The following is a 22,308-nucleotide window of genomic DNA, read 5'->3' as shown; positions in this document are numbered from 1 at the left end:
ACGTTCTGGCCCTCAAGGCCCACTCAGGGGTCTGGTTCGAGCAGCATTTGTACCCGCTTCAGCGCCAGCGGGTCTGTCAGAATCCCCGCATGCGTGGTATTCACGCCGTAGATGCTGCTCGCCATCCCCTGTATCGGGGGGTACAGCATGGTCGACAGCGTGAGCACGCCATCCGTCCCTGCGCGTCCTCCGCTATCCGGACGGCGAAAGCTGAATAGCAGGTGCAGCTCCGTCTCCCCCGACAGTTCCGATTCGAACAGTCGGCGCTGATACTCGCTGCCGGGTGCCATGTCACGCCAGACCGGGATCACCACCGGCGAACGATCGACCCCCGACTGCGCGGCGGCATGCCCGTGCCAGGGCGTGGACAACGCAATCATGCGTGGGATCCGGGCCGGCGCCGCCCGCCGCTCGCGCTCATGCAGAAAGCCCTTCGCCACCAGCCCCCCCATGCTGTGCGCCACGACCGGCAGGGACTCCACGTCATAGCGCAGCTCCAGCTCTTCCAGGGTCTGCGCCAGGTGGGCCGCGATGGACTGCAGGGGCAACCCGGACGGGTAGTAGTACAACCAGGGTTGGTAACGCTCGCGATCGAGCTGGTGGATGAGTTCGGCGAACCCTCGCGGCGAGCCGTTCATACCGTGTACAAACAAAACCGGGATGCGGTCGGGATCGTAGGGTTCGAGAAAATAGACCCCGGCATAGCCGGCCAGCATGAAATCCAGCGGCCGCCACTGGCTCCCGCGCGCGACATCGTCGTCGAAACGCGGGTCATCCAGCGTAGTCACTTCCCCGAACGCCGTGACCCCACCGACGCTGAAGGGGCCGCCCTCCGGACCCCGCTCGCGCGCGGGCGACAACGCGATCGCATGTGCCGCGACCCCTTCGCCCCCGATCCGGATCTCCATATCGCCAAAACGCGTACCCGCAGGGCATTCCAGCACGCCACCCTCGTTTGCCAGGTACACCGGGGCACCCGCCTCGTGGCGCCCGTCACGCTCGGGGTCGGCAAAGGCCAGGACCTGGTAACGCCCCGGCGCCAGGCCAAAGAACCACTCGCCACCTCCAGCGCTCACCATGTGGTCCACCGGTTCCGGCACGGCACCCTCCTCCATCGGCGCGCGGAATACCGCGACCACATAAGGTCCCGGGACCTCGTCATCCGCCATCACGGTTCCGGCAATCGTGCAGGCCTGGCCCATCATCTGCATCTGTCCGCGCGCATCCCACAGCCCGCAGCCCGTCAGCCACCACGCCACCAGCACCAGTGCGGCAATCCTTGCTCCGTCCATGTCCGCCTTCCTGCCCGCCCGGATTAGTCCAACAAGCGGCTCGTGCATCTCGCCGCCCACCTGTCCCTCTCAGGATAGCGGCGCACACGCCAAATCGCCTGCTGTTAACCGCCGCTGTGGTACCCGCCCCTGCGCGCCCCAAACAAAAAAGGCCCGCGCGGGGCGGGCCTTGTCGGTTGCGGAAGAAAGCGGGCCGAATCAGGCGGCCGCTGCGGCGCGGGTGAAGGCCAGATGCTCGCCGGCCATGTCCACCTCGATGGTGTCGCCAGGGCCGAACTCGCCTGCCAGCAGCGACTGCGCCAGCGGGTTTTCCAGCTGGGTCTGGATCGCCCGCTTGAGCGGACGCGCCCCGTAGACCGGATCGAAGCCCGCGGCCCCCAGGTGGTCCAGCGCGGCGTCGGTGATGGTCAGCCCCAGGTCGCGCTCTTCCAGACGCTTGCGCAGGTACTGCAACTGGATGTCGGCGATCGCGCGGATCTGCTCGCGCTCCAGCGGATGGAACACCACCACGTCGTCCACACGGTTAATGAACTCGGGGCGGAAGTGCTGCCCGACGATCTCCATCACCGCGCCCTTCATCGCCGCGTAGTTCTCCTCGCCGGCCATCTCCTGGATCTGCTGCGACCCCAGGTTGGAGGTCATCACGATCACCGTGTTGCGAAAGTCCACGGTGCGCCCGTGCCCGTCCGTCAGGCGGCCGTCATCCAGCACCTGCAGCAGCACGTTGAAGACATCCGGGTGCGCCTTCTCGACCTCGTCGAGCAGGATCACGGAGTACGGCTTGCGGCGCACGGCCTCGGTCAGGTAGCCGCCCTCCTCGTAGCCGACATAGCCCGGGGGCGCCCCGATCAGCCGCGCCACGGAGTGCTTCTCCATGAACTCGGACATGTCGATGCGCACCATCGCTTCTTCCGTGTCGAACAGGAAGCTGGCCAGCGCCTTGGTCAGCTCGGTCTTGCCCACGCCGGTCGGGCCGAGGAACAGGAACGAGCCGTTCGGGCGATTCGGGTCGGACAGGCCCGCCCGCGAGCGACGGATGGCATTGGCCACGGCATTGACCGCCTCGGACTGACCGACCACGCGGGCACCGATCGCCTCCTCCATGCGCAGCAGCTTGTCCTTTTCCCCCTCCAGCATCTTGGAGACCGGGATGCCGGTCCAGCGTGATACGACCTCGGCGACCTCTTCGTCGGTCACCTTGGTGCGCAGCAGTTTGGTCTCCTGACTTTCCATCTCGTGGGCCATGGCCAGGGACTTCTCCAGGTCCGGGATCCGCCCGTACTGCAGCTCCGACATGCGCGAGAGATCCCCGGCGCGGCGGGCCGTCTCCAGCTCCATGCGGGCACGCTCGAGCTCTTCCTTCAGTTGCGCGGCACCGGAGACCGAGGCCTTCTCGGATTTCCACACCTCTTCCAGATCAGAGTACTCGCGCTCCAGGCGCTCGATCTCGCCCTCCAGGGTGTCGAGGCGCTTCTTCGAGGCGTCGTCGGATTCCTTCTTCAGCGCCTCGCGCTCGATCTTCAACTGGATCAGACGGCGCTCCAGGCGATCCATGGACTCCGGCTTGGAGTCGATCTCCATCTTGATGCGACTGGCCGCCTCGTCGATCAGGTCGATCGCCTTGTCCGGCAACTGGCGGTCGGTGATGTAGCGCTGCGAGAGCTGCGCGGCGGCGACGATCGCCGGGTCGGTGATCTCGATTCCGTGGTGGACCTCGTAGCGCTCTTTCAGTCCGCGCAGGATGGCGATGGTGTCTTCCTGGCTGGGTTCGTCGACCAGCACCTTCTGGAAGCGGCGCTCCAGCGCGGCGTCCTTTTCGATGTTCTGGCGGTATTCATCCAGCGTGGTCGCGCCGATGCAGTGCAGCTCACCACGCGCCAGCGCCGGCTTGAGCATGTTGCCTGCGTCCATCGCGCCCTCGGCCTTGCCGGCGCCTACAAGCGTATGGATCTCGTCGATGAACAGGATCACGCGACCCTCTTCCTGCGACAGCTCCTTGAGCACGGACTTCAGCCGTTCCTCGAAGTCACCTCGGTACTTGGCCCCGGCCAGCAGCGCACCCAGGTCCAGCGCCAGTACGCGCTTGTCCTTGAGCCCCTCGGGCACCTCGCCGTTGATAATGCGCTGCGCCAGGCCCTCGACGATCGCGGTCTTGCCAACCCCCGGCTCGCCGATCAGCACCGGGTTGTTCTTGGTGCGGCGCTGCAGCACCTGGATCGAGCGGCGGATTTCCTCGTCACGCCCGATGACCGGATCCAGCTTGCCCTGCTCCGCACGCTCGGTCAGATCGGTGGTGTATTTCTCCAGCGCCTGACGGCTCTCCTCGGCATCCGGGTTGTCCACCTGGCTGCCACCGCGAATGTCATGAATGGCCTTGTCCAGTGCGTCCTTGTTGGCGCCGGCATCGCGCAGCATCTCGCCCACGCCGCCCTTCTCGTCGACGGCGGCGAGCAGGAACAGCTCGCTGGAGATGTACTGGTCCTTGTTCTGCTGGGCCAGCTTGTCGCAGACATTCAGCAACCGGCCCAGGTCATTGGAGACATGGACCTCGCCGGCCGCGCCCTCGACGCGGGGCATGCGGTCCAGCGCGTCGCCCAGCGCCGAGCGCAGCTGGCGCACGTTGACGCCCGCGCGGTCGAGTACATGGCGCACGGTACCGCCATCCTGGTCCAGCAAGGCCAGCAGCAGGTGGGACGGTTCGATGAACTGGTGGTCGCGGCCAACGGCAAGTGACTGCGCATCGGCGATCGCGGACTGGAATTTGGTGGTCAGGCGATCCATTCGCATTGGGAAACCCCTCGGTCAAATCTGTATGAACTGACACGAACCATGGGGGCAATGCCCGTCGCTTCAAGGATAGCCACCGAATTTAGAACACGTGGCGCGCCGTCATTCCTCGTCCAGATGTCCAATCCAGGCCAGCGTGCCCATGCGCCCGGTCTCGCCGTCCCGGCGGTAGGAGTAGAACCGCCCGACCTCCGAATAGGTGCAGCGCCCGCCGCCTGCCACCTGCACGACATCGACGCGCTCCAGCCGGTGCCGGGCCAGCGCGTAGATGTCCGCGTGGAAATGCCCGTTCGGGCCGGGACGGAAGGCGGGCGCGGCCTCGACATCGTGATCGAGGAAGGTATCACGCACCTCCGGCCCGACCTCGAAGGCCCCCGGGCCGATCGCCGCCCCCATCCAGGCGCGGATCTCCGCCTCGGGGCGAGTAATGCGCAGGGCCTCGACGGCCGCCTCGAGCACCCCGTCGGCCAGCCCGCGCCAGCCGGCATGGGCCACGGCCACCGCCTCGCCATCGTCGGTCGCCAGCACGACGGGCAGGCAGTCCGCCGTCTGCACCGCACAGACCACACCGGGCGCGTCGGTGAATACCGCATCGGCCTCGATCACCTCGCCCTGCTCCCACGCCTCCAGCAGGTCCTCGGCCCGGATGACGCGCGTGCCGTGGACCTGCCGCGGCCAGGCGACGGGCTCCGCGATCCCCAGGCTGTGTTCCAGGCGGTAGCGGTTCTCGGCGACATGTTCGGGGTCATCGCCGGTATGCAGGGCGAGATTCAGCGAGTACCAGGGGCCCGTGCTCACGCCCCCCTCCCGCGTGCTCTGTACCGCCCAGACACCCGACGGGAGGTCTCCGAAGTCCGGTGCGAGCGTGGGGATCAGTTCAGCGGTCATTCTCGGCCTCCCGGTCGGTACGCAGGGCGACGAGCAGCGCCTCGAAATCCTCGGGCACGGGTGCCTCGAAGGCGAGCACTTCGCCACTGTCAGGATGCTCGAATTCCAGTCGCGCCGCATGCAGGGCCTGACGGCGAAAGGCCGCGAGCGCCCCCTTCGCCGCCTCGCCCATGCCACGCACCGGGCGCGGGCGCCCTCCATAGGCGGGATCGCCCACGATCGGGTGCCGGATATGCGCCATGTGCACGCGGATCTGGTGGGTACGCCCGGTCTCAAGTCGCACATTCAGCAGGGTATGAGCCGGGAAACGCTCCGCTACCCGATAGTGGGTCACCGCCGGCTTGCCACCGCCCGTGACCGCCTGGCGCTTGCGATCCACCGGATGACGGCCGATTGGCTCTTCGATGGTGGCACCGCTGATCACGCGACCCTGCACCAGTGCCCGGTACTCGCGGTGGACCGTACGCTCCTGCAACTGGCGCACCAGCGCGGTCTGCGCCTGCGGCGTACGCGCAACCACCATCAGCCCGGTGGTGTCCTTGTCCAGCCGGTGCACCACCCCGGCGCGCGGCAGCTGCGAGAGGTTCGGGTCATGGTGCAGCAGGGCATTGACCAGGGTACCGGCACGATGCCCCGCCGCCGGGTGCACAACCAGCCCGGCCGGCTTGTTGATTACCAGTACGGCGGGGTCCTCATGGACGATATCCAGCGCAATGGGCTCTGGCTCGGCCTCCAGGACCGGGGCCTCCGGGGGCTCCAGCACGACATGCTCGCCGCCCTGCACCGGCGTGCGCGGTTTCGGCTGGCCACCGTTCACAGTCAAGGCCCCTTCCTTCAGCCACTGGGTCAGCTGGCTGCGCGAATACTCCGGGAACAGCCTAGCCAGCGCGGCATCCAGCCGCTGGCCGGCCTCTTCCTCGGGGAGTTCCGCAGATCGCGGTTCGTTCATTGGCGATACTCGTCTCGATTTTCCCGCACCCGCGAACGGCCAGGCACGGCATGATGTTGTAGAATCCGCGGACACCGCTTCATCTGCGAGGCCCCATCGTGATTTCTGCTCCAAACCTGCTGCGCCTGCTCGCCGTCCTGCTCCTGGCACTTGTGATTGCCGGCTGCGCCGGACGCGAGGACCCGACGCTGGGCTGGTCCGCCAGTCAGCTCTACGGCGAGGCGAAGAACGCCCTGAACGAGGGGAACTACGATCAGGCCGTCGAATACTACGAAATCCTCGAGGCTCGCTACCCGTTCGGCCGCTATGCCCAGCAGGCGCAGATCGAGATCCCGTACGCCTACTACAAGGCGCGCGAGCCGGAGGCCGCCATCGCCGCGGTGGACCGCTTCATCCAGCTCAATCCGCGCCACCCGAACCTGGATTATGCGTACTACCTGCGCGGGCTGATCAACTTCAACCGCCAGCGGGGCTTCCTCGCCAACCTGTTCCCGCGGGATCCGGCGGAGATGGACCCGGAACCCTTCGAGCAAGCCTTCCAGGATTTCGACCGTCTGATCCGCGAGTTTCCCGACAGCCGCTACGCGCAGGATTCCTACCTGCGGATGGTCTATATCCGCAATGCGCTGGCGGCCTACGAACTGCGCGTGGCCGAGTTCTATATGGAGCGCACCGCCTGGGTCGCGGGCGCCGAGCGCGCGCGTCACCTGCTGGCCACCTACCCCGGTGCCGAGGTCCAGCCACAGGCCCTGGGCGTGCTGTGGCGTGCCTATACCGAACTGGGGCTCGAGGACTACGCCGACGCGACGATGATGGTCCTGGAACTGAACTATCCCGACGCCGCCGTAGCCGTGCGCGCGGGCGAACCGATCGAGACCCGCGAGCAGCGCGGCGGCCTGTGGCGCGTGTTCGACCGCTTGCCGTTCTTCACGAACTGACCGGGGAGCATCCGCACTCCCCCGGCTTCGCAATCAAACCGTCATTGCGAGGAACCGAAGGCGACGCGGCAATCGGTTTCCTGAACCCGCAGGCCTGAATCCGGGGATTACCGGAGCCGGCCGATTGTCTCGTCGCTGCGCTCCTCGCAATGACGGGACAAAGCCCGAGGCCGAGGGTTACAGCGCCTCGCTACCCTCTTCGCCGGTACGGATACGCACCACGCGGGCCATGTCGGAGACAAAGATCTTGCCGTCCCCGATCTTGCCAGTGCGCGAGGCCTTCACGATCGCATCGATACAGGCGTCCACGCGGTCGTCATCCACCACCAGCTCCAGCTTTACCTTGGGCAGGAAGTCGACCACGTATTCCGCACCCCGGTAGAGCTCGGTATGGCCCTTCTGCCGGCCAAAGCCCTGGACCTCGGTCGCGGTCATGCCGGCAATGCCCATCTCGGTCAGGGCCTCGCGGACATCCTCCAGCTTGAACGGCTTGATGATCGCCTCGATCTTCTTCATGCGAATCCCTTTGGTTGTGCCCGCCGCGCGGGCGCTGATCTCACCCCCGGCAGTGTATCAAACCCCCGACCCCGTGCTGGATCTGCCCCTGAGCGGTCCCAGTCCCCCGTCCTTGCGAGGCCCCGCAGGGGCCGCGGCACAAAAGCGCGAAGCGCGTTGAACGGCCGCAGGCCGGCCCGCAGAGCGAGCGCAGCGAATCACCTCCGTCCGGAACCACCGGATCCCGGCGCTCTGCGAGCTTCAGGAGATTGCCACGTCGGCTTCGCCTCCTCGCAATGACAGGATCCCGAAGAACCGTCATCGCGAGGCGCGCAGCGCCGTGGCGATCTCCGTGGATGCCCCCGGCATAGGCCAAGGCGAATATCGGTGGCTCCGGACAGAGGTTGCCGCGTCGGCTTCGCCTCCTCGCAATGACGGTGCTCGGGTCCGGCGTCGAGTGTCGCTCAATCCGGACGATAACCCGAGGTGATCGGGTAGCGCCGGTCGCGGCCGAAGGCCCGTCGGCTGACGCGCACCCCGGGCGGGGCCTGGCGGCGCTTGTACTCGGCCAGGAAAACCAGCCGCGCGATGCGCTCCACGGTGGCCCGATCAAAGCCATCGGCCACGATCTCCTCCACCGAGCGCTCCTGTTCGACGAAGGCCTCCAGCACCGCATCCAGCACCTCGTAGGGGGGCAGCGAATCGGCATCCTTCTGGTCGGGCGCCAGTTCGGCGCTGGGCGGACGCTCGATCACCCGCTCGGGGATCGCCGCGCCACGCGTATTGCGCCAGCGCGCCAGGCGGTACACCCACTGCTTGGAGACATCCTTGAGCGGGGCAAAGCCGCCGTTCATGTCGCCATACAGCGTGGAATAGCCGACGGCCATCTCCGACTTGTTGCCGGTCGCCAGCAGCAGCTTGCCGCTGCGGTTCGACAGTGCCATCAGCAGCACCCCGCGGGCGCGCGACTGCAGGTTCTCCTCGGTCACATCCCCCGCATGGGCGGGCATCGCGTCGAACGCCGGTGACAGGCCCTCGAGGAAGTCCTGCACCATCGGCTCAATCGCGATCTCGTGGTACTCGATACCCAGCAGCCGGGCCTGTGCCTCGGCATCCTCGATACTCATCGACGCGGTGTAGCGATACGGCATCATCACCGCCGTCACGGCGGCCGGACCCAGGGCGTCCACCGCCAGTGCGGCCGTCAGCCCCGAGTCGATGCCGCCGGACAGGCCCAGCAGCACGCCGGGAAACCCATTCTTGGCGACATAGTCGCGGATGCCGATCATCAGGGCCTGGTAGAGGTCGCGGGCATCCGCCTCGTCCGGCTCCGGGCCGGGGTCGGTCAGCGTCGGGCGGATGCCGCAGGCGGACAGGTGCATGGTCTCGGGACGGGGCTGCAGTTCGATCCCGGACGGTCCGCGCCGGCCCTGCACCAGGGCATACCCGGTCGCCCAGGCCGGCAGCACCGCGCGCGCGCCATGCGCGGCGTCGTGCACGAAGGAGCGGCCGTCGAACACCAGCTCGTCCTGACCGCCCACCTGGTTCACGTAGACCACCGGGCAGCCGATCTCGGCGACCCGCGCGCCCACCACCTGCAGGCGCTCCTCGGCCTTGCCGCGATGATAGGGCGAGGCATTCAGGTTCAGGATCAGTTCGGCGCCGGCCGCCTGTGCGGCAGCGGCTGGCGCCGCCTGCCAGATGTCCTCGCAGACGGTCAGGCCGATCCGCCAGCCCGCCAGCTCAACCACGCAGGCCTGATCGCCCGCGACAAAATAGCGCTGTTCGTCGAATACCGAATAGTTGGGCAGGACCTGCTTGGCATAGCGCGCGATCTCGTGGCCGTCGCGCAGCCACAGCGCGGCGTTCACCAGACCCTTCTCGGTGGTAACCGGCGCGCCAAGGATCACGTCGATGCCCGCTACCGAGCGTGTAATCGCGGCCAGGGACTGCTCCACCGCGCGCAGGAAGGCCGGGCGCAGCAGCAGGTCCTCCGGGGGGTAGCCGGTCAGGGCGAGTTCGGGGAAGACCACCGCGCGCGCACCGGCGGCGCGGGCCTGTTCGATCGCGTCCTCGATCAGGTGGCGGTTCGTATCCAGCCCGCCCACGATCGGGTTGATCTGGGCCAGGGCCAGCGGCAGGTCATCGGTGGACGCCATCGCGGCGTATCAGGCGCGATCGAGCGCGGACTGCATGGCCTGGCCGAGTTCGGCCGGGCTCTCGGCCACGCTCGCCCCGGCCGCGCGCAGGGCCGCCATCTTCTGTTCGGCCGTGCCCTGGCCGCCGGCGATGATCGCCCCGGCATGGCCCATGCGACGTCCGGGCGGCGCGGTGGCGCCCGCGATGTAGGCCGCCACCGGCTTGTCGAACTCGTTCTCGATATAGCGCGCGGCGCGTTCCTCGGCATCGCCGCCGATCTCGCCGACCAGCAGCACGCCGTCGGTCTCCGGGTCGTCGCGGAACAGGCGCAGGCAGTCGACGAAGTCGAGCCCCTGGATCGGGTCGCCACCGATGCCGATGCAGGTGCTCTGGCCCAGCCCCCGATCCGAGGTCTGCTTGACGGCCTCGTAGGTCAGGGTGCCGGAGCGCGAGATGATGCCGATGCGCCCGCGCTGGTGGATATAGCCGGGCATGATGCCGACCTTGCAGGCATCCGGGGTGATGATGCCGGGGCAGTTCGGGCCGATCAGACGGGTCGGACTGCCGGCCAGCACCTGCTTCACGCGGATCATGTCCTGCACCGGGATGCCCTCGGTGATGCACACGGCCAGCTCGATGCCGGCATCCGCCGCCTCGCAGATCGCATCGGCCGCGAACGGGGCCGGGACATAGATCATGCTGACGGTCGCACCCGTCTGCGCCACCGCATCGGCGACGGTATTGAACACCGGACGGTCCAGATGCGTCTGTCCGCCCTTGCCGGGCGTCACGCCCCCGACCAGACGGGTGCCGTAGGCGATCGCCTGCTCGGAGTGGAAGCTGCCCTGCTTGCCGGTAAAGCCCTGGCAGATCACCTTCGTATCGCGGTCGACAAGGATGCTCATGCCACGGCCTCCACCACGGTGCGCGCCGCGCGGTCGAGGTCCGCGGCCGGGATCACGTCCAGGCCGGAGCTGGCCAGCGCCTCGCGGCCCTGCTCGGCATTCGTGCCTTCCAGCCGCACCACCACCGGCACCTGGACCTGCACCTCGCGGATTGCAGCGATGATGCCCTCGGCGATCAGGTCGCAGCGCACGATGCCGCCAAAGATATTCACCAGCACCGCCTTCACCGAGGGGTCCGACAGGATCAGCTTGAACGCGGCCGTGACCCGCTCCACCGTCGTGCCGCCGCCGACATCCAGGAAGTTGGCCGGCTCGCCGCCGTGGTGCTTGATCAGGTCCATCGTGGCCATGGCCAGGCCCGCGCCGTTCACCATGCAGCCGATGGAGCCGTCCAGGCGGATGTAGTTGAGGTCGTGCTCGTGCGCCTGTTCCTCGGCCGGGTCGCGCTGGCGCGCGTCACGTTCGGCCATCAGTGCCTTCTGGCGGTAGGCGGCGGAGTCGTCCACGGTCAGCTTGGCGTCGATGGCCAGCAGCTGGTCGTCAGCGGTCAGCACCAGCGGGTTGATCTCCAGCAGCTGCGCATCCACCTGCTGGAACAGGGCATGGGCATTGGTCACCAGTTGGGCCATCGCCTTGGCCGGCTCGCCCGACAGCCCGAGGGCAAAGGCAACCCGCCGCCCGTGAAACGGCATCACGCCCGTGGCCGGGTGGATCGGCAGGGTGATCACCGCCTCGGGCCGTTCGGCGGCCAGGGTTTCGATGTCCATGCCGCCCTCGGCGGAGACCACCAGCGCCAGGCGCTCGCGGGCCCGGTCCACCAGCAGGGCGAAATAGAACTCGCGGGCGATGTCGGCGGCTGGCTCCAGCAGGAGCTGATCCACCGGCAGGCCCTCGGGGCCGCTCTGCCCGGTGACCAGACGCGAGCCCAGCAGCTTCTCCGCCGCCTCGCGCGCAGCCTCGGCGGAATCCGCCATCACCACGCCACCGGCCTTGCCACGCCCACCGGAATGCACCTGGGCCTTGACCAGCACACGCTCGCCGCCCAGTGCCTGCCAGGCCTCGGGAAGCTCGTCAGCGTGGGTGATCACCTGTCCGTCGGGAACGGGGATGCCGGCGTCGCGAAAGCGCGCCTTGGCCTGAAATTCGTGGAGATTCATGGGTTGGAGGATAGCGGTGCGCCCATTTCCCTACAACTGCGGGCCCTACAACTGCGGGGGCGAACGCGAGGGGTGGTTTCTCAGGCGGCCTGCACCGGGATGCCGTGGCCAGTGCGCACGATCGCGTTGCGGGCGTCGAGATACACGAGGTTCGGGGTGAATTCCCGGGCCTCGGCCGCTTCCATCTGCGCGTAGGCGCAGATGATCACGCGGTGCCCCACCGCCGCCTTGTGCGCGGCCGCGCCATTGACCGAGATGATGCCGGAGCCCGGCTCGCCCTCGATCGCGTAGGTGGTGAAGCGCTCGCCGTTGTCCACGTTGTAGATCTGGATCTGCTCGAACGGCAGGATGCCGGCGGCTTCCAGCAGCCGCGTATCGATGGCGCACGAGCCCTCGTACTCCAGCTCACAATGAGTGACCTGGGCCTTGTGCAGCTTGCCCTTGAGCATGGTGACGTGCATCGGCGATTTTCCCGGCGATAACCTCTGGGGGCGCAAAATTATCCGCGATTGTGCCAGGCGCGGCAAATGCCCCACCCCGAATCGGGCACGGATCAGTTCGTCGGGCGGGTGCGGACGTTGTCGATCAGACGGACTTCCGCCAGCCACGCGGCGGCCAGCACGACCAGGTCCTGATCGGCCAGCGCCACGCCATGCTCCGGCTCGGCCAGGTCCTGCGCGCGGCGGATGGACAGGTATTCGGGGTCGAAGCCGGCCTCGCGGAGACGATCGCAGGCACGCCCCTCGACCTCGGGGATGCGCTCGGCATCGAATGCCGTCGCGCCCCGGCAGACCGTGGCCACTTCGTCCAGCACGCGCTTGAGCTCCGGCGCGATCACCCGCGCCTCTTCGGGCAACTGGTCGTTGCGCGAGCTGCAGGCCAGGCCATCCTTCTCGCGTACCGTCGGGATGGCCTCGACCCGTACCGGGATATCCAGCCCCTGCACCATGCGCTCGACCAGCTTGAACTGCTGGTAGTCCTTCTCGCCGAACAGCGCGATATCCGGCCGCACGAGATTGAACAGCTTGGTCACCACCGTGGCCACGCCATCGAAGTGCCCCGGGCGAAAAGCCCCCTCCAGCATCTCCGACAGTCCCGGGACGACCACCCGCACTGGAGGCATGCCGTCGTCCGGGTACATATCCTCCTCCGACGGGCAGAACACCGCGTCCACACCCGCCTCGGTCAGCAGGCGCGAGTCCTCCTCCAGGGTGCGCGGATAGCGCTCCAGGTCCTCGGGGCGGTCGAACTGCATCGGATTCACGAAAATCGAAACCACCACGCGCTGCGAACGCGCCCGGGCATGCCGGATCAGCGTCATATGCCCCTCGTGCAGGTGCCCCATCGTGGGGATCAGGGCAATGGTTCCGCGGCCCTTGCGGGCCCATTCTCGATGCATGGCCACCAACTGGGGCCGGTCACGCAGGATTCTCATGGGCCAGGGGTCTCTTGGGCCGGGGTCCTCATGGACGGAAAAAAGAAAGAACTAACGGTACGTGTGCACGCCGGATTCAGGGAACGTGCGCGCACGCACCGCCTCGCAATAGGCGCGAACTGCGCCCTCCAGCGAGCCACCGTCGCCCAGAAAGTCGCGGGCGAAACGCGGCGGCTCGGGCGTCAGACCAATCACGTCCTGGATCACCAGGACCTGGCCATCGCAGCGCGGGCTGGCGCCGATCCCGATCACCGGGATATCGGTCGCGCGCACGATCGCGTTCGCCAGCTCCTCCGGTACGCTTTCCAGGAGCAGGCCCTGGGCACCCGCCGCTTCCAGGCGTGCGGCCAGCGATTCCATCTCGGCGGCGGCGTGCGGGTCACGACCCTGTACACGATAGCCACCCATGCGATGCACCGCCTGCGGCGTCAGGCCCAGATGGGCACAAACGGGAATCCCGGCGGCCACCAGGCGCTCGACGATCGGCAGCTCGGCCAGACCGCACTCGACCTTGACCATGTGCGCACCGGCACGCAGCAAGGCCCCGGACTGCTGCAACGCGGTCGGTGCATCGGCGTCGCCAAGAAACGGCAAGTCCGCCATAATCATTGCGTTATGGGTCACACGAGCAACATTTGCGACGTGATAACACATGTCGTCAATTGTCACCGGCAGCGTGGTCGGGTGCCCCTGTACCACCATGCCGAGCGAATCCCCGACCAGGATGACGTCCACGCCACAGCGATCCAGTAGCGCGGCAAAGGACGCATCATACGCCGTCAGACAGGTAATCGGTTCGCCGGCCTGCTTGCGCCTGGCCAGCGTATTGACCGTGATCGGCCGCATCAGTCTGCCTCCCGGGCGGGATCGGTCTGCCGCACGTCAGAGCGTGATCGGCAGCGGATTGAAATAGTGTCGGCCACCCTGGATCGGCTCCAGGAACTGCACCAGCTGTTCGAAGTCGGCCGGATTGTTCACCCAGTCGATCTCGGTGGCGTTCACGATCACCAGTGCCGCCCCTTCGAAATGATAGAAGAATTCCGCATAGGCGGCGTTCAGGCGTTCCAGGTAATGCGCCTCGATGTGACGTTCGTACGGTCGCGCACGCTGGCGAATGCGGTCCAGCAGCACTTCCACGGGCGCCTGCAGGTAGATCACCAGATCAGGTCGTGGCAGACCCGCGCGCAGATGCCGAAACATCTCGCGGTAGATCTCCAGCTCGTCAGGGTGCAGGTTGAGCTCGGCGAACAGCGGGTCCTTGTCCATCACGTAGTCGGCCACGTGGCGCTGCTCGAACAGGCCCTTCTGGCTGACCGGCGTCAGCTGCCGCACACGCTGCACCAGAAAATGCAGCTGCGTGGCCAGGGCGTGTTTGTCCGGCTCCTGGTAGAAGCGCTCGAGGAACGGGTTCTCGTCCGGTGCTTCAAAAATCCCCTCAGCCCGCAGGTGTTCCGACAGCAGACGCGCGAGGCTGGACTTGCCCACCCCGATCGGTCCTTCCACCGCAACAAAATCGAAGTTGCTCAGACTCACCGCTGCCCTCCAGCACGGGCAACGTTCGGGTCCTCCAGCGCGACCAGCGAGGCGCCATCGAAGCGGCGGGCGAGCCGCTCGATCAGGCCCTCACCCGGAATCTTCAGACCCGGTGCCAGCTCGGCCAGCGGCAGGACCACGAAGTCGCGCTCGGCCAGGCCCGGATGGGGTACATGCAGCCCGGGCAGGTCCAGCACCTGATCCCCGTACAGCAAGATGTCCAGGTCGAGCAGGCGCGGCCCCCAGCGGGTGCCATCGCGCTCGCGGCCACAGTCGGCCTCGATCGCTTGCAGCGCATGCAGCAGCTCCAGGGGTTCGAGCCGGGTGTGCAGCCGGGCCACGGCATTCACGTAGTCCGGCTGGTCCTGCGGGCCCATCGGCGGGTTTCGGTACAGCCGCGACTGCCCCGTCAGCAGCGTCTGCGGCACGTCACCGGCCAGGCGCCGAAAGGCCTCGCGCACCTGATCCTCGGGGTCGCCAAGATTGGCGCCGATGCCCACGAACACCTGCAAACCAGCGTCGGTCATGCCGCATCCCCGCCGTCATTCGAGCTGCCGGCTTCGCCATCGCCCGTGCGTCGACGTTTTCGGCGACGCCCGCCACGGCGGGCACGGCCCTTACCCTTGCCGCCGCCCCCAGCCATCTTCTTCTGCTCGCCCTCGTCCTTCTCCTGGAACTCGGTCCACCAGCGGCACAGTTCCGGGTCAGCATCGCCCGCGCGGGCGCGCAGGCAGAGGAAATCGTATCCCGCTCGGAAACGCGGATGCGTCAGCAGGCGCAGCGCGCGGCCACCCCGCGCCCGTTCCAGCCGCGCCTGCAGCTCCCAGATCTCACGCACGATCAGGCTGAAGCGCTTGGGGATCGACACCGTCTTCACCTGGTGATCCAGCACCTCGGCCATCGCCTGCTGCCAGGCCGGGATCTCCTGCTCGCCGTCCTCGATGCGCCGGGTCGCCGCCACCTGCACCGGGGCCCACAGGATCGCGGCATAAAGAAACGCCGGGTTGACCCCAAGCTCTTCGTTGATGCGCTTGTCAGTATTGAGCAACGACTCGACCAGGAACTGCCGCCGCTCGGCGCCCACATCCGGATCGGCGAAGCACTCGGCCGCCTCCGGGAACATCGGCGCGAACAGACCGAAGCGCTCCAGTTCATCCAGGCAGGTGATCGCCGCACCACTGTGGAACAGCTTGATCACCTCGTCGAACAGCCGCGCCGGGGCGACCGTCTGCATCAGGCCCGCGAGTTCGTGTATCCCGGCCTCGACCTCGGGCGCGACGCGCAGCCCCAGCTTCGCGGAGAAACGCACCGCGCGCAGCATGCGCACTGGGTCCTCGCGCAGCCGCGTCTCGACATCGTCTCCGATCAGGCGCAACACGCCCTCGCGCAGGTCCTCGACCCCGCCGGTGTAGTCGAGCACCGAGAAATCGTCGATGTCGTAGTACAGCGCGTTCACGCTGAAGTCCCGCCGCACCGCGTCCTGCTCGATCGTGCCGTAGCGGTTGTCGCGCAGGATGCGCCCCTCGTCGCTCAGCGCCACCTGCCCGTCGCCGCCCTCGTCCTCGTCGTGCGGCGCTCGGAAGGTGGCGACCTCGATCACCTCGCGGCCGAACAAGACATGAGCCAGGCGGAAACGGCGCCCGATCAGGCGGCAGTTACGGAACAGCCCGCGCACCTGGTCCGGCGTGGCATCGGTCGCGATGTCGAAGTCCTTCGGCTCGCGCCCCAGCAGCAGGTCGCGCACGCCCCCGCCCACCAGACAGGCGCGGTAGCCCGCATCACGCAGGCGATAGAGCACCTTCAGGGCGTTATCGTCGATCGCGGCACGCGAGATGCCGTGCTCCTCGCGTGAATACACGCGCGGTTCGGGGATCGCGGCGGACGGGGTTGCAGGATCGGCCTGAGTCACTCGGTTCGGGTTCCGTGAACGAAAGCGCAATATGGTAACAGCAAGCCGGTTCGGGAAAGGACCGGACGGACAAACATCATGTCCCGGCTCCTCGTCCCGCCCCCGACAACTGCAGGCGCAGCGGCGCGGTTTCGCCGGTCAGGCGGTAGCGCAGATAGTCATCGAGGATACGCCGATGGTCAAAGACCAGGGGCTGGCTGTGATCGTCGGGGTCCAGCCAGGCACAGTCCGCGGCGTCATCGGCCGCATGGGCCTCACCCGCACCGCGCGCCACGAATACGGCGCTGACGGTGTGCCCGCGCGGATCCCGCGCAGGATCGGAATAGACGCCCAGCAAGGCCTCCAGCGTGACCTCCAGACCGGTTTCCTCCAGGGCCTCGCGCACGGCGGCCAGCTCAACCGACTCGCCGACATCCACGAAGCCCCCGGGGAGGGCCCAGCCATGGGGCGGGTTGCGTCGCTCGATCACCAGGACACGGCCAGGGTGAGCGGGGTGATGGATCACCACATCCGCGGCCAGCAAGGGGGTTTGTGGTGGGCCACTCATTCGTCTTGTCCGTCCTGGCGGATGAAACGCCGGATCTGGCGGCGCTGGCGCTTGTCCGGGCGGCGAATAGGCGCGCTGTCGGCCACCGCCCGCTCCGAGCGCCGGCGCTCGGACTCGGCCTCGCGCCGGGCCGTGCTCTCGGGCGTCTCGGCATACAGCTCGCGCGCCTCGGTCGCGGGCCGACGCTGATCATTCAACGCCCGCACGTCGATGTCCCAGGTCTGCTGGCCACGATGAATCGTCAGGCGATCACCCGGGTGCACCCGGCGCGCCGGCTTGCAGCGCTCGCCATTCACATGGACCTTGCCACCACTGACGGCCTCGGTGGCCAGCGCGCGGGTCTTGAAGAAGCGCGCGGCCCACAGCCACTTGTCGATGCGCAGCCCGCCGGCGGGCGCGGCGCGCGCCTCAGCCCTGGCCAAGGAACCCTCGCACTGGAGACACTGGACTTTCCCGCCGGATCGCGGGCATGGACAATGCGCGCCTTTCCACCATCAGAGGATGGGGCCCCGCATGGGGCTTCGATACGTCATGAAACTCCCGCATCTGCACCTGATCAGCTTTGACCTTTGTCCTTTCGTTCAGCGTAGCGTGATCACGCTGAAATACAAGCAGGCGCCGTTCGAAGTGACCTATATCGATCTCGCGGACCCGCCCGACTGGTTTCGCGAACAATCTCCGCTCGGCAAGGTGCCGATCCTGAAGGTTGATCACGACACCGTGCTGTTCGAATCGGCGGTGATTAACGAATATATCGATGCGATCACCCCGCCCTCACTGATGCCGGACACGCCGCTCCAGCAGGCCCGCACGCGCGCCTGGATCGAATACCTGGGCGAGCAGACCATGACGCAGTACCGCTGGATGACGGCGGCGGACGAAGAGGCCTTCGAGATGGAGCGTCATGCGGCCTCGCGCGGGCTGGAGCGACTGGAACGGGAACTGGCGGCCGATCCGCTGCTCACGGGGCATGCCTTCACCCTGATCGACGCGACCCTCGCGCCAATCCTGCTGCGTTACAGCCTGATCGACGACATCGACAATCCCTGGGAGCCAGAGGCGTTTCCGCGCCTGGCCGAGCGCTGGGAAATGCTGCGCGACATGGACGCGGTCTCTACCTCAGTCTCCGGTGACTTTGCGGCGCGGTTGGCCGCCTACCTGCGCGCACAGAAAGGCTTCGCCCCGGCGCACATCGCCTCGCGCCTGGCCGACACGGCCTGAGGCCAGGCCTCCAGCCCCCCGGGCCCCCGGGCCCCGACGGGTTGGACGTGGCAGCAGCACACGTCTTTGTGGCTGGGCCTGGTTCGTCCTCTGGAGTTTACGGTGGCTTCGGTCCGCCGCCTGCCTGCGCTGTTTCGGCAGCGCGCCCCGAGGTACTTTCTTGCTTGCCCAAGAAAGTACCCAAAGAAGGGCACCCGGATTCCGCCCGGGAACCTTACTCCAGGACCCTCGGGCCGGCGGCGCTGAAACTCGCTGCGCTACGCTTCGCTCAGACAGTCAGCGCCTCTCTTCCGGCCCGAGGACCCCTCCGCAAGGGGCTTCATACGGGGGATGAAGGTCAAGACAACGGCCGCTCTGACGTTCGTGCCAATGGATGGAGGCAAGGTGTTCCGACATCCTGGGCACGCGCGGCCTGCAGCCCTGGCGTGCCGCGCCCGCCAGCGGGCGCCAGACCCCATCGTAGGATGTGATGAGCGCAGCGAATCGCATCAGGTTTTTCCCGGCGTCGGGACGGTGCGTTTCGCTGCGCTCAACGGCACCCTACAGTTCGGGGCTTACGGCAGGTGCTGGAACACCGTCGGTTTTGACCTGCCCTCCCGATATGAGCCCCTTGTGGAGGGCGTGACAGGCCGGAAGAGAGGCGCTGACTGTCTGAGCGAAGCGAGTTTCAGCGCCGCCGGCCTGGCGCGTCCGGAGCAAGGTCCCCGGGCGAATCCCGGGCGTGTTTCTTGGTTACTTCTTTGCACGAGCAAAGAAGTAACTCGGGGCGCGCTGCCGAGACAGCGCTTGGCAGGCGGCCGGACGAAGACACGTAAACACTAGACGACGAACCGGGCCCAGCCACAAGACGGCCGGATTAAAAAGCAGCGTAGGGGCAGATCAGACCGGGCGGTGGGGGCAGGCGCTGTCGTTGCAGTCGCCGTACAGGACCAGGGCGTGGTCCTTGATGGAGAAGCCGTGCTGGCGCGCGACCTCGCGCTGGCGGGTCTCGATGGTCTCGTCGAAGAATTCTTCGACACGGCCGCACTGGTTGCAGACGATGTGATCGTGGTGCCCGCCGCGCTCCAGCTCGAACACGGCCTGGTTGCCCTCCAGGTGGAGCCGGCAGACCAGCCCCGCGGCCTCGAACTGCGTCAGCACGCGGTAGACCGTGGCCAGCCCGATCTCCTCGCCCGAGTCGAGCAGCTCGCGGTAAATGGCCTCGGCCGTCAGGTGGCGCGTTTCCGAGTTCTCGAGGATCTCGAGGATCTTCATCCGTGGCAACGTGACCTTGAGCCCCGCTTTCTTGAGATCGCTTGTTTCCATCCTTCGATTCCCGTCACCCGATTGCTTGAGAGCATCCGGACGCTTTGGTGTACCATGCGCGTTCAACGGCCCATCCGACTTCTGGGGACCCGCCGGCTCGATGATCAAGATTCTCATTTCTATTGCCGTGGCTGCAAGCCTGCTCACCGCCTGCAGTGGCTTCAATCAGTTCCGCCTCGATGTACAGCAGGGCAACGTCATCGACGCGACACAGGTCGCCCAGATCCAGCCCGGCATGACCCCGCAGCAGGTCCGCTTTCTGATGGGTACGCCGCAGATCGACGGCGCGTTCAAGCGCGAAGACCGCTGGGACTACGTCTACTATCGCCGTCCCGGGATCGGGCCGACGGAGCAGCGCCGCGTAACGGTGTTCTTCGAGAATGGCGTAGTCAGTTACGTCGACTCCGACGTGCCGCAGCCGATCGCGCTGGACCAGTACCCGGTCGAGCTCGACGACAACTGATCGCAACCGGCCGGCTCAATCGCCGGCCGAATCCTTGCCGCCCCCGGCGCCGTCCTCCGGCTTCTCGCCAGCGGGCTTTGCGGACGCCTGATCGCCGGCCTTCTGCGCGTCCCCCTTGCCGGGCTTCTTCCGGTTCTTGCCGGCCCGCTGACGACGCACTTCTTTCGGGTCGGCGATCAACGGGCGGTAGATCTCGATGCGATCCTTCGGGCGCAACACCGTGTCGCGCCGGGTGAGCTTGCCGAAGATCCCCACCTTGGCGTTTTCCAGATCGATCTCCGGGAACTGGGCATCGATCTCCGACTGGCGCAGGGCCGCGTCCACAGTCGTGCCCTCGGGCACGACCAGCGGCAGGATCACCTGACGGTCGGGGCGTGCATAGGCGACCTCGATACGGATTGTGCCGTGCCCCGCCTCGGGACTGACGGCATCCTGATCATCGGGCACCGTAGACCTCGCGCGCGCGCCGCACAAAGGCGTCGACAAAAGAGTTGGCCAGCTGGTGGAAAATCGGCCCGATCGCGAACGACATCAGCCGGCTGGCAAACTCGAATTCCAGCTCCAGCGCGATACGCGTCTGGCCATTGTCCAGCTCGGTAAAGCTCCAGGTGCCGTGCAGGCGACGAAACGGCCCGTCTGCCAGGCGGATGTCGATGCGCTCGGGGCGCTGCACGCGATTGCGCGTGGTGAACGACTTGTGCAGGGCGCCCTTGGCCATCTCGATGGTCCCTTCCACCTCATCCTCTCCGCGCATGCGCGCACGCGAGCTGCGGCAACCCGGCAGAAATTCCGAGTAGGAATCCACGTCATTAACGAGGTCGAACATCTGCTCGCGGGAGTACGGGACCTCCGCCGAGCGCCGGACTGTCGAGGACATCAAATAAGCTCCACCGCGCGCAGGAACACAAACAGGATGGCAATCGGGGCCACGAAGCGCACCAGGAAATACCAGATCTGGTACAGACCCCCGAGTTTCATGCGCAGCTCGGACTGGACCGAGCGCTCGGTCATGCGCCAGCCTACGAATACCGCGATCAGAAACCCGCCCAGCGGGAGCAGGATGTTAGCAGTCACATAGTCCAGCAGGTCCAGGATCCCCATGTTGAACAGGGTGTAATCCGACCAGACGTTCAGCGACAGCAGCGCGCCAATTCCCATCAGCCAGGCGGCGATAGCAATGCTGGCGCTCGCGGCCACGCGCGTCATGCCGACATTCTCCACCAGATAGGCGACGGCCGGCTCGATGATGGAGATGGACGACGTCCAGGCCGCGAACACCAGCAGCACAAAGAACATCGTCCCGAAGTAGAGCCCGCCCGGCATCTCCGCGAACGACAGCGGCAGCGTGACGAAGATCAGGCCCGGCCCCTGCTCCGGCGAAAGGCCCGCGCCCAGCACGATCGGGAAGATCGCCAGCCCGGCCATGATCGCCACCAGGGTGTCGGCGCCCACCACGGCCGCCGAAGTCCTCGCGATCGAGGCGTCGCTCTGCAGGTAGCTGCCGTAGATCATGATCGCGCCCATGCCGAGGCTCAGCGTGAAGAACGCCTGCCCCATCGCCAGCAGCACCGCGTTGGCCGTCAGCGCCGAGAAATCCGGGTACAGCAGGAACTCCAGCCCCGCGATAAAGTTCCCTTCCACCATCGCGTAGCCGACCATCACCACCAGCATTACGAACAGCAGCGGCATCAGGATGGTCACGGCCTTCTCCAGACCGGACTGCACGCCGCGCGCGACCACCATCGCGGTCATCACCATGAAGATCGTATGCCAGGCCAGCAGGGCCTCGGGATTGGAGAGCAGGCCGTCGAACATGGCCTCCGAGCCATCCGCATCCAGGCCCAAGAAGCCGCCCGTGCCGGACTTGAACACATAGGACAGCGACCAACCGGCCACTACGCTGTAGAACGACAGGATCAGGAACCCGGCGAGCACACCGATCCACCCGATCATGCCCCAGCCACGGCTCAGGCCCTCTTCGCGCGCCAGCGTCACCATCGTATTGATCGGGCTCTGGCGGCCGCGCCGCCCCAGCAGGATCTCCGCCATCATCACCGGCAGGCCGATCAGCAGGATGCAGCCGAGGTAAACCAGCACGAAGGCCCCGCCACCGTTATCGCCGGCGATATAGGGAAAACGCCAGATGTTGCCAAGCCCGACAGCCGACCCGGTGGCCGCGAGGATAAAGGCCAGGCGGGTCGTCCACTGACCGTGGATGGAAGTCGTGGCAGGCATCAGCGGCTCCTTGTTGGTGGTACCCGTTCCATCGTTCAGCGCAGCCAGATCGAGTTGCGGTCAACGGCGCAGGCGGCACAAGCGGGGCTTCGAGTCGCCCGGAATTGTGG

The 22,308-nt window shown here is 66.9% G+C and carries 23 protein-coding genes; 3 read left to right on the top strand and 20 right to left on the bottom strand.

All coding sequences use genetic code 11. The annotated features are described in order from the left end of the window. Positions 1 to 23: 23 nt before the first annotated feature. The 4 genes from C936_RS0105025 to rluD all read right to left on the bottom strand — a co-directional run bounded on the left by C936_RS0105025 (position 24) and on the right by rluD (position 5,916). Positions 24 to 1,292 carry a triacylglycerol lipase gene (locus C936_RS0105025; RefSeq protein WP_018649264.1) on the bottom strand — a complete coding sequence of 423 codons (1,269 nt, stop codon included), beginning with the start codon at positions 1,290 to 1,292 and terminating at the stop codon, positions 24 to 26. Positions 1,293 to 1,490: 198 nt separating this feature from the next. Further along, the gene (clpB, locus tag C936_RS0105020; protein ID WP_018649263.1) at positions 1,491 to 4,073 is read right to left on the bottom strand and encodes an ATP-dependent chaperone ClpB; all 2,583 of its coding nucleotides are present in this window, start codon (positions 4,071 to 4,073) and stop codon (positions 1,491 to 1,493) included. Positions 4,074 to 4,181: 108 nt separating this feature from the next. Then, complete coding sequence (gene pgeF / locus C936_RS0105015) at positions 4,182 to 4,967, bottom strand: peptidoglycan editing factor PgeF (protein ID WP_018138615.1); 786 nt, start codon at positions 4,965 to 4,967, stop codon at positions 4,182 to 4,184. After that, positions 4,957 to 5,916, bottom strand: coding sequence for a 23S rRNA pseudouridine(1911/1915/1917) synthase RluD (gene rluD, locus C936_RS0105010; RefSeq protein WP_018138614.1), 960 nt, complete (start codon positions 5,914 to 5,916; stop codon positions 4,957 to 4,959). Before rluD ends, pgeF begins: the two co-directional genes overlap by 11 nt. Positions 5,917 to 6,014: 98 nt before the next feature. Between rluD and C936_RS0105005 the strand changes: the two genes are divergently transcribed. Beyond that, positions 6,015 to 6,854 carry an outer membrane protein assembly factor BamD gene (locus tag C936_RS0105005; RefSeq protein WP_018649262.1) on the top strand — a complete coding sequence of 280 codons (840 nt, stop codon included), beginning with the start codon at positions 6,015 to 6,017 and terminating at the stop codon, positions 6,852 to 6,854. A gap of 177 nt (positions 6,855 to 7,031) precedes the next feature. Here the strand turns inward: C936_RS0105005 and C936_RS0105000 are convergent, their stop codons facing one another. From C936_RS0105000 to C936_RS0104945, 12 genes are all read right to left on the bottom strand, one after another. Further along, a complete protein-coding gene (locus C936_RS0105000) occupies positions 7,032 to 7,370 on the bottom strand; it encodes a P-II family nitrogen regulator (RefSeq protein ID WP_012983402.1) in 339 nt (112 codons plus the stop codon). A gap of 443 nt (positions 7,371 to 7,813) precedes the next feature. Continuing rightward, on the bottom strand, positions 7,814 to 9,508 hold the full coding sequence (locus tag C936_RS0104995) for an NAD+ synthase (RefSeq protein ID WP_018649261.1): 1,695 nt from the start codon (positions 9,506 to 9,508) through the stop codon (positions 7,814 to 7,816). Positions 9,509 to 9,517: 9 nt separating this feature from the next. Next, positions 9,518 to 10,393 carry a succinate--CoA ligase subunit alpha gene (gene sucD / locus C936_RS0104990; RefSeq protein ID WP_018175400.1) on the bottom strand — a complete coding sequence of 292 codons (876 nt, stop codon included), beginning with the start codon at positions 10,391 to 10,393 and terminating at the stop codon, positions 9,518 to 9,520. Then, positions 10,390 to 11,550: an ADP-forming succinate--CoA ligase subunit beta gene (sucC, locus tag C936_RS0104985; protein ID WP_018138610.1), complete on the bottom strand. Its 1,161-nt coding sequence runs from the start codon at positions 11,548 to 11,550 to the stop codon at positions 10,390 to 10,392. Before sucC ends, sucD begins: the two co-directional genes overlap by 4 nt. Positions 11,551 to 11,630: 80 nt before the next feature. After that, a complete protein-coding gene (panD, locus tag C936_RS0104980) occupies positions 11,631 to 12,011 on the bottom strand; it encodes an aspartate 1-decarboxylase (RefSeq protein ID WP_018138609.1) in 381 nt (126 codons plus the stop codon). Between the two features lie 92 nt (positions 12,012 to 12,103). After that, positions 12,104 to 12,985 carry a pantoate--beta-alanine ligase gene (gene panC / locus C936_RS0104975; RefSeq protein ID WP_018649260.1) on the bottom strand — a complete coding sequence of 294 codons (882 nt, stop codon included), beginning with the start codon at positions 12,983 to 12,985 and terminating at the stop codon, positions 12,104 to 12,106. A 51-nt stretch (positions 12,986 to 13,036) separates the two neighbouring features. Continuing rightward, complete coding sequence (panB, locus tag C936_RS0104970) at positions 13,037 to 13,831, bottom strand: 3-methyl-2-oxobutanoate hydroxymethyltransferase (RefSeq protein WP_012983409.1); 795 nt, start codon at positions 13,829 to 13,831, stop codon at positions 13,037 to 13,039. Between the two features lie 36 nt (positions 13,832 to 13,867). Beyond that, the gene (locus C936_RS0104965) at positions 13,868 to 14,518 is read right to left on the bottom strand and encodes a deoxynucleoside kinase (protein WP_012983410.1); all 651 of its coding nucleotides are present in this window, start codon (positions 14,516 to 14,518) and stop codon (positions 13,868 to 13,870) included. Further along, the gene (gene folK / locus C936_RS0104960) at positions 14,515 to 15,045 is read right to left on the bottom strand and encodes a 2-amino-4-hydroxy-6-hydroxymethyldihydropteridine diphosphokinase (RefSeq protein WP_012983411.1); all 531 of its coding nucleotides are present in this window, start codon (positions 15,043 to 15,045) and stop codon (positions 14,515 to 14,517) included. Before folK ends, C936_RS0104965 begins: the two co-directional genes overlap by 4 nt. Continuing rightward, positions 15,042 to 16,427, bottom strand: coding sequence for a polynucleotide adenylyltransferase PcnB (gene pcnB, locus C936_RS0104955; RefSeq protein WP_018175398.1), 1,386 nt, complete (start codon positions 16,425 to 16,427; stop codon positions 15,042 to 15,044). Before pcnB ends, folK begins: the two co-directional genes overlap by 4 nt. A 76-nt stretch (positions 16,428 to 16,503) precedes the next feature. Further along, on the bottom strand, positions 16,504 to 16,950 hold the full coding sequence (locus C936_RS0104950; RefSeq protein ID WP_018175397.1) for an NUDIX hydrolase: 447 nt from the start codon (positions 16,948 to 16,950) through the stop codon (positions 16,504 to 16,506). A 20-nt stretch (positions 16,951 to 16,970) separates the two neighbouring features. After that, positions 16,971 to 17,396 (bottom strand): RNA-binding S4 domain-containing protein, encoded by a 426-nt coding sequence (locus C936_RS0104945; RefSeq protein WP_018138605.1) that lies wholly within the window; start codon positions 17,394 to 17,396, stop codon positions 16,971 to 16,973. Positions 17,397 to 17,505: 109 nt separating this feature from the next. Here C936_RS0104945 and C936_RS0104940 point away from each other — a divergent pair, with 109 nt between their 5' ends. Next, positions 17,506 to 18,195 (top strand): glutathione S-transferase family protein, encoded by a 690-nt coding sequence (locus C936_RS0104940; RefSeq protein ID WP_018175396.1) that lies wholly within the window; start codon positions 17,506 to 17,508, stop codon positions 18,193 to 18,195. 879 nt (positions 18,196 to 19,074) lie between these two features. Here the strand turns inward: C936_RS0104940 and fur are convergent. After that, complete coding sequence (fur, locus tag C936_RS0104935; RefSeq protein ID WP_018138067.1) at positions 19,075 to 19,500, bottom strand: ferric iron uptake transcriptional regulator; 426 nt, start codon at positions 19,498 to 19,500, stop codon at positions 19,075 to 19,077. Positions 19,501 to 19,600: 100 nt separating this feature from the next. Between fur and C936_RS0104930 the strand changes: the two genes are divergently transcribed. Further along, complete coding sequence (locus tag C936_RS0104930) at positions 19,601 to 19,963, top strand: outer membrane protein assembly factor BamE (RefSeq protein WP_018138066.1); 363 nt, start codon at positions 19,601 to 19,603, stop codon at positions 19,961 to 19,963. Between the two features lie 15 nt (positions 19,964 to 19,978). Here the strand turns inward: C936_RS0104930 and C936_RS0104925 are convergent, their stop codons facing one another. The 3 genes from C936_RS0104925 to C936_RS0104915 are packed head-to-tail and all read right to left on the bottom strand — an operon-like array spanning position 19,979 to position 22,198. Beyond that, the gene (locus tag C936_RS0104925) at positions 19,979 to 20,410 is read right to left on the bottom strand and encodes an RnfH family protein (RefSeq protein WP_018138065.1); all 432 of its coding nucleotides are present in this window, start codon (positions 20,408 to 20,410) and stop codon (positions 19,979 to 19,981) included. Further along, entirely contained in the window at positions 20,400 to 20,840 is a 441-nt protein-coding gene (locus tag C936_RS0104920; protein WP_017925780.1) for a type II toxin-antitoxin system RatA family toxin, read from the bottom strand. Before C936_RS0104920 ends, C936_RS0104925 begins: the two co-directional genes overlap by 11 nt. Next, positions 20,840 to 22,198: a sodium-dependent transporter gene (locus tag C936_RS0104915; protein WP_018138064.1), complete on the bottom strand. Its 1,359-nt coding sequence runs from the start codon at positions 22,196 to 22,198 to the stop codon at positions 20,840 to 20,842. Before C936_RS0104915 ends, C936_RS0104920 begins: the two co-directional genes overlap by 1 nt. Positions 22,199 to 22,308 lie beyond the last annotated feature (110 nt).

It is taken from the genome of Thioalkalivibrio sp. ALJ4 (genome assembly GCF_000377225.1).
Taxonomy (GTDB): Bacteria; Pseudomonadota; Gammaproteobacteria; order Ectothiorhodospirales; family Ectothiorhodospiraceae; genus Thioalkalivibrio.
The sequence above is the reverse complement of the archived record's forward strand: the minus strand, read 5'-3'. Positions and strand labels throughout refer to the sequence as shown.

Excerpts from the sequence above, each read along its gene's own strand:
- C936_RS0105025 (WP_018649264.1), bottom strand. The coding sequence starts at position 1,292 with ATGGACGGAGCAAGGATTGCCGCACTGGTGCTGGTGGCGTGGTGGCTG.
- clpB (WP_018649263.1), bottom strand. The coding sequence starts at position 4,073 with ATGGATCGCCTGACCACCAAATTCCAGTCCGCGATCGCCGATGCGCAG.
- pgeF (WP_018138615.1), bottom strand. The coding sequence starts at position 4,967 with ATGACCGCTGAACTGATCCCCACGCTCGCACCGGACTTCGGAGACCTC.
- rluD (WP_018138614.1), bottom strand. The coding sequence starts at position 5,916 with ATGAACGAACCGCGATCTGCGGAACTCCCCGAGGAAGAGGCCGGCCAG.
- C936_RS0105000 (WP_012983402.1), bottom strand. The coding sequence starts at position 7,370 with ATGAAGAAGATCGAGGCGATCATCAAGCCGTTCAAGCTGGAGGATGTC.
- C936_RS0104995 (WP_018649261.1), bottom strand. The coding sequence starts at position 9,508 with ATGGCGTCCACCGATGACCTGCCGCTGGCCCTGGCCCAGATCAACCCG.
- sucD (WP_018175400.1), bottom strand. The coding sequence starts at position 10,393 with ATGAGCATCCTTGTCGACCGCGATACGAAGGTGATCTGCCAGGGCTTT.
- sucC (WP_018138610.1), bottom strand. The coding sequence starts at position 11,550 with ATGAATCTCCACGAATTTCAGGCCAAGGCGCGCTTTCGCGACGCCGGC.
- panD (WP_018138609.1), bottom strand. The coding sequence starts at position 12,011 with ATGCACGTCACCATGCTCAAGGGCAAGCTGCACAAGGCCCAGGTCACT.
- panC (WP_018649260.1), bottom strand. The coding sequence starts at position 12,985 with ATGAGAATCCTGCGTGACCGGCCCCAGTTGGTGGCCATGCATCGAGAA.
- panB (WP_012983409.1), bottom strand. The coding sequence starts at position 13,831 with ATGCGGCCGATCACGGTCAATACGCTGGCCAGGCGCAAGCAGGCCGGC.
- folK (WP_012983411.1), bottom strand. The coding sequence starts at position 15,045 with ATGACCGACGCTGGTTTGCAGGTGTTCGTGGGCATCGGCGCCAATCTT.
- C936_RS0104940 (WP_018175396.1), top strand. The coding sequence starts at position 17,506 with ATGAAACTCCCGCATCTGCACCTGATCAGCTTTGACCTTTGTCCTTTC.
- fur (WP_018138067.1), bottom strand. The coding sequence starts at position 19,500 with ATGGAAACAAGCGATCTCAAGAAAGCGGGGCTCAAGGTCACGTTGCCA.
- C936_RS0104930 (WP_018138066.1), top strand. The coding sequence starts at position 19,601 with ATGATCAAGATTCTCATTTCTATTGCCGTGGCTGCAAGCCTGCTCACC.
- C936_RS0104920 (WP_017925780.1), bottom strand. The coding sequence starts at position 20,840 with ATGTCCTCGACAGTCCGGCGCTCGGCGGAGGTCCCGTACTCCCGCGAG.
- C936_RS0104915 (WP_018138064.1), bottom strand. The coding sequence starts at position 22,198 with ATGCCTGCCACGACTTCCATCCACGGTCAGTGGACGACCCGCCTGGCC.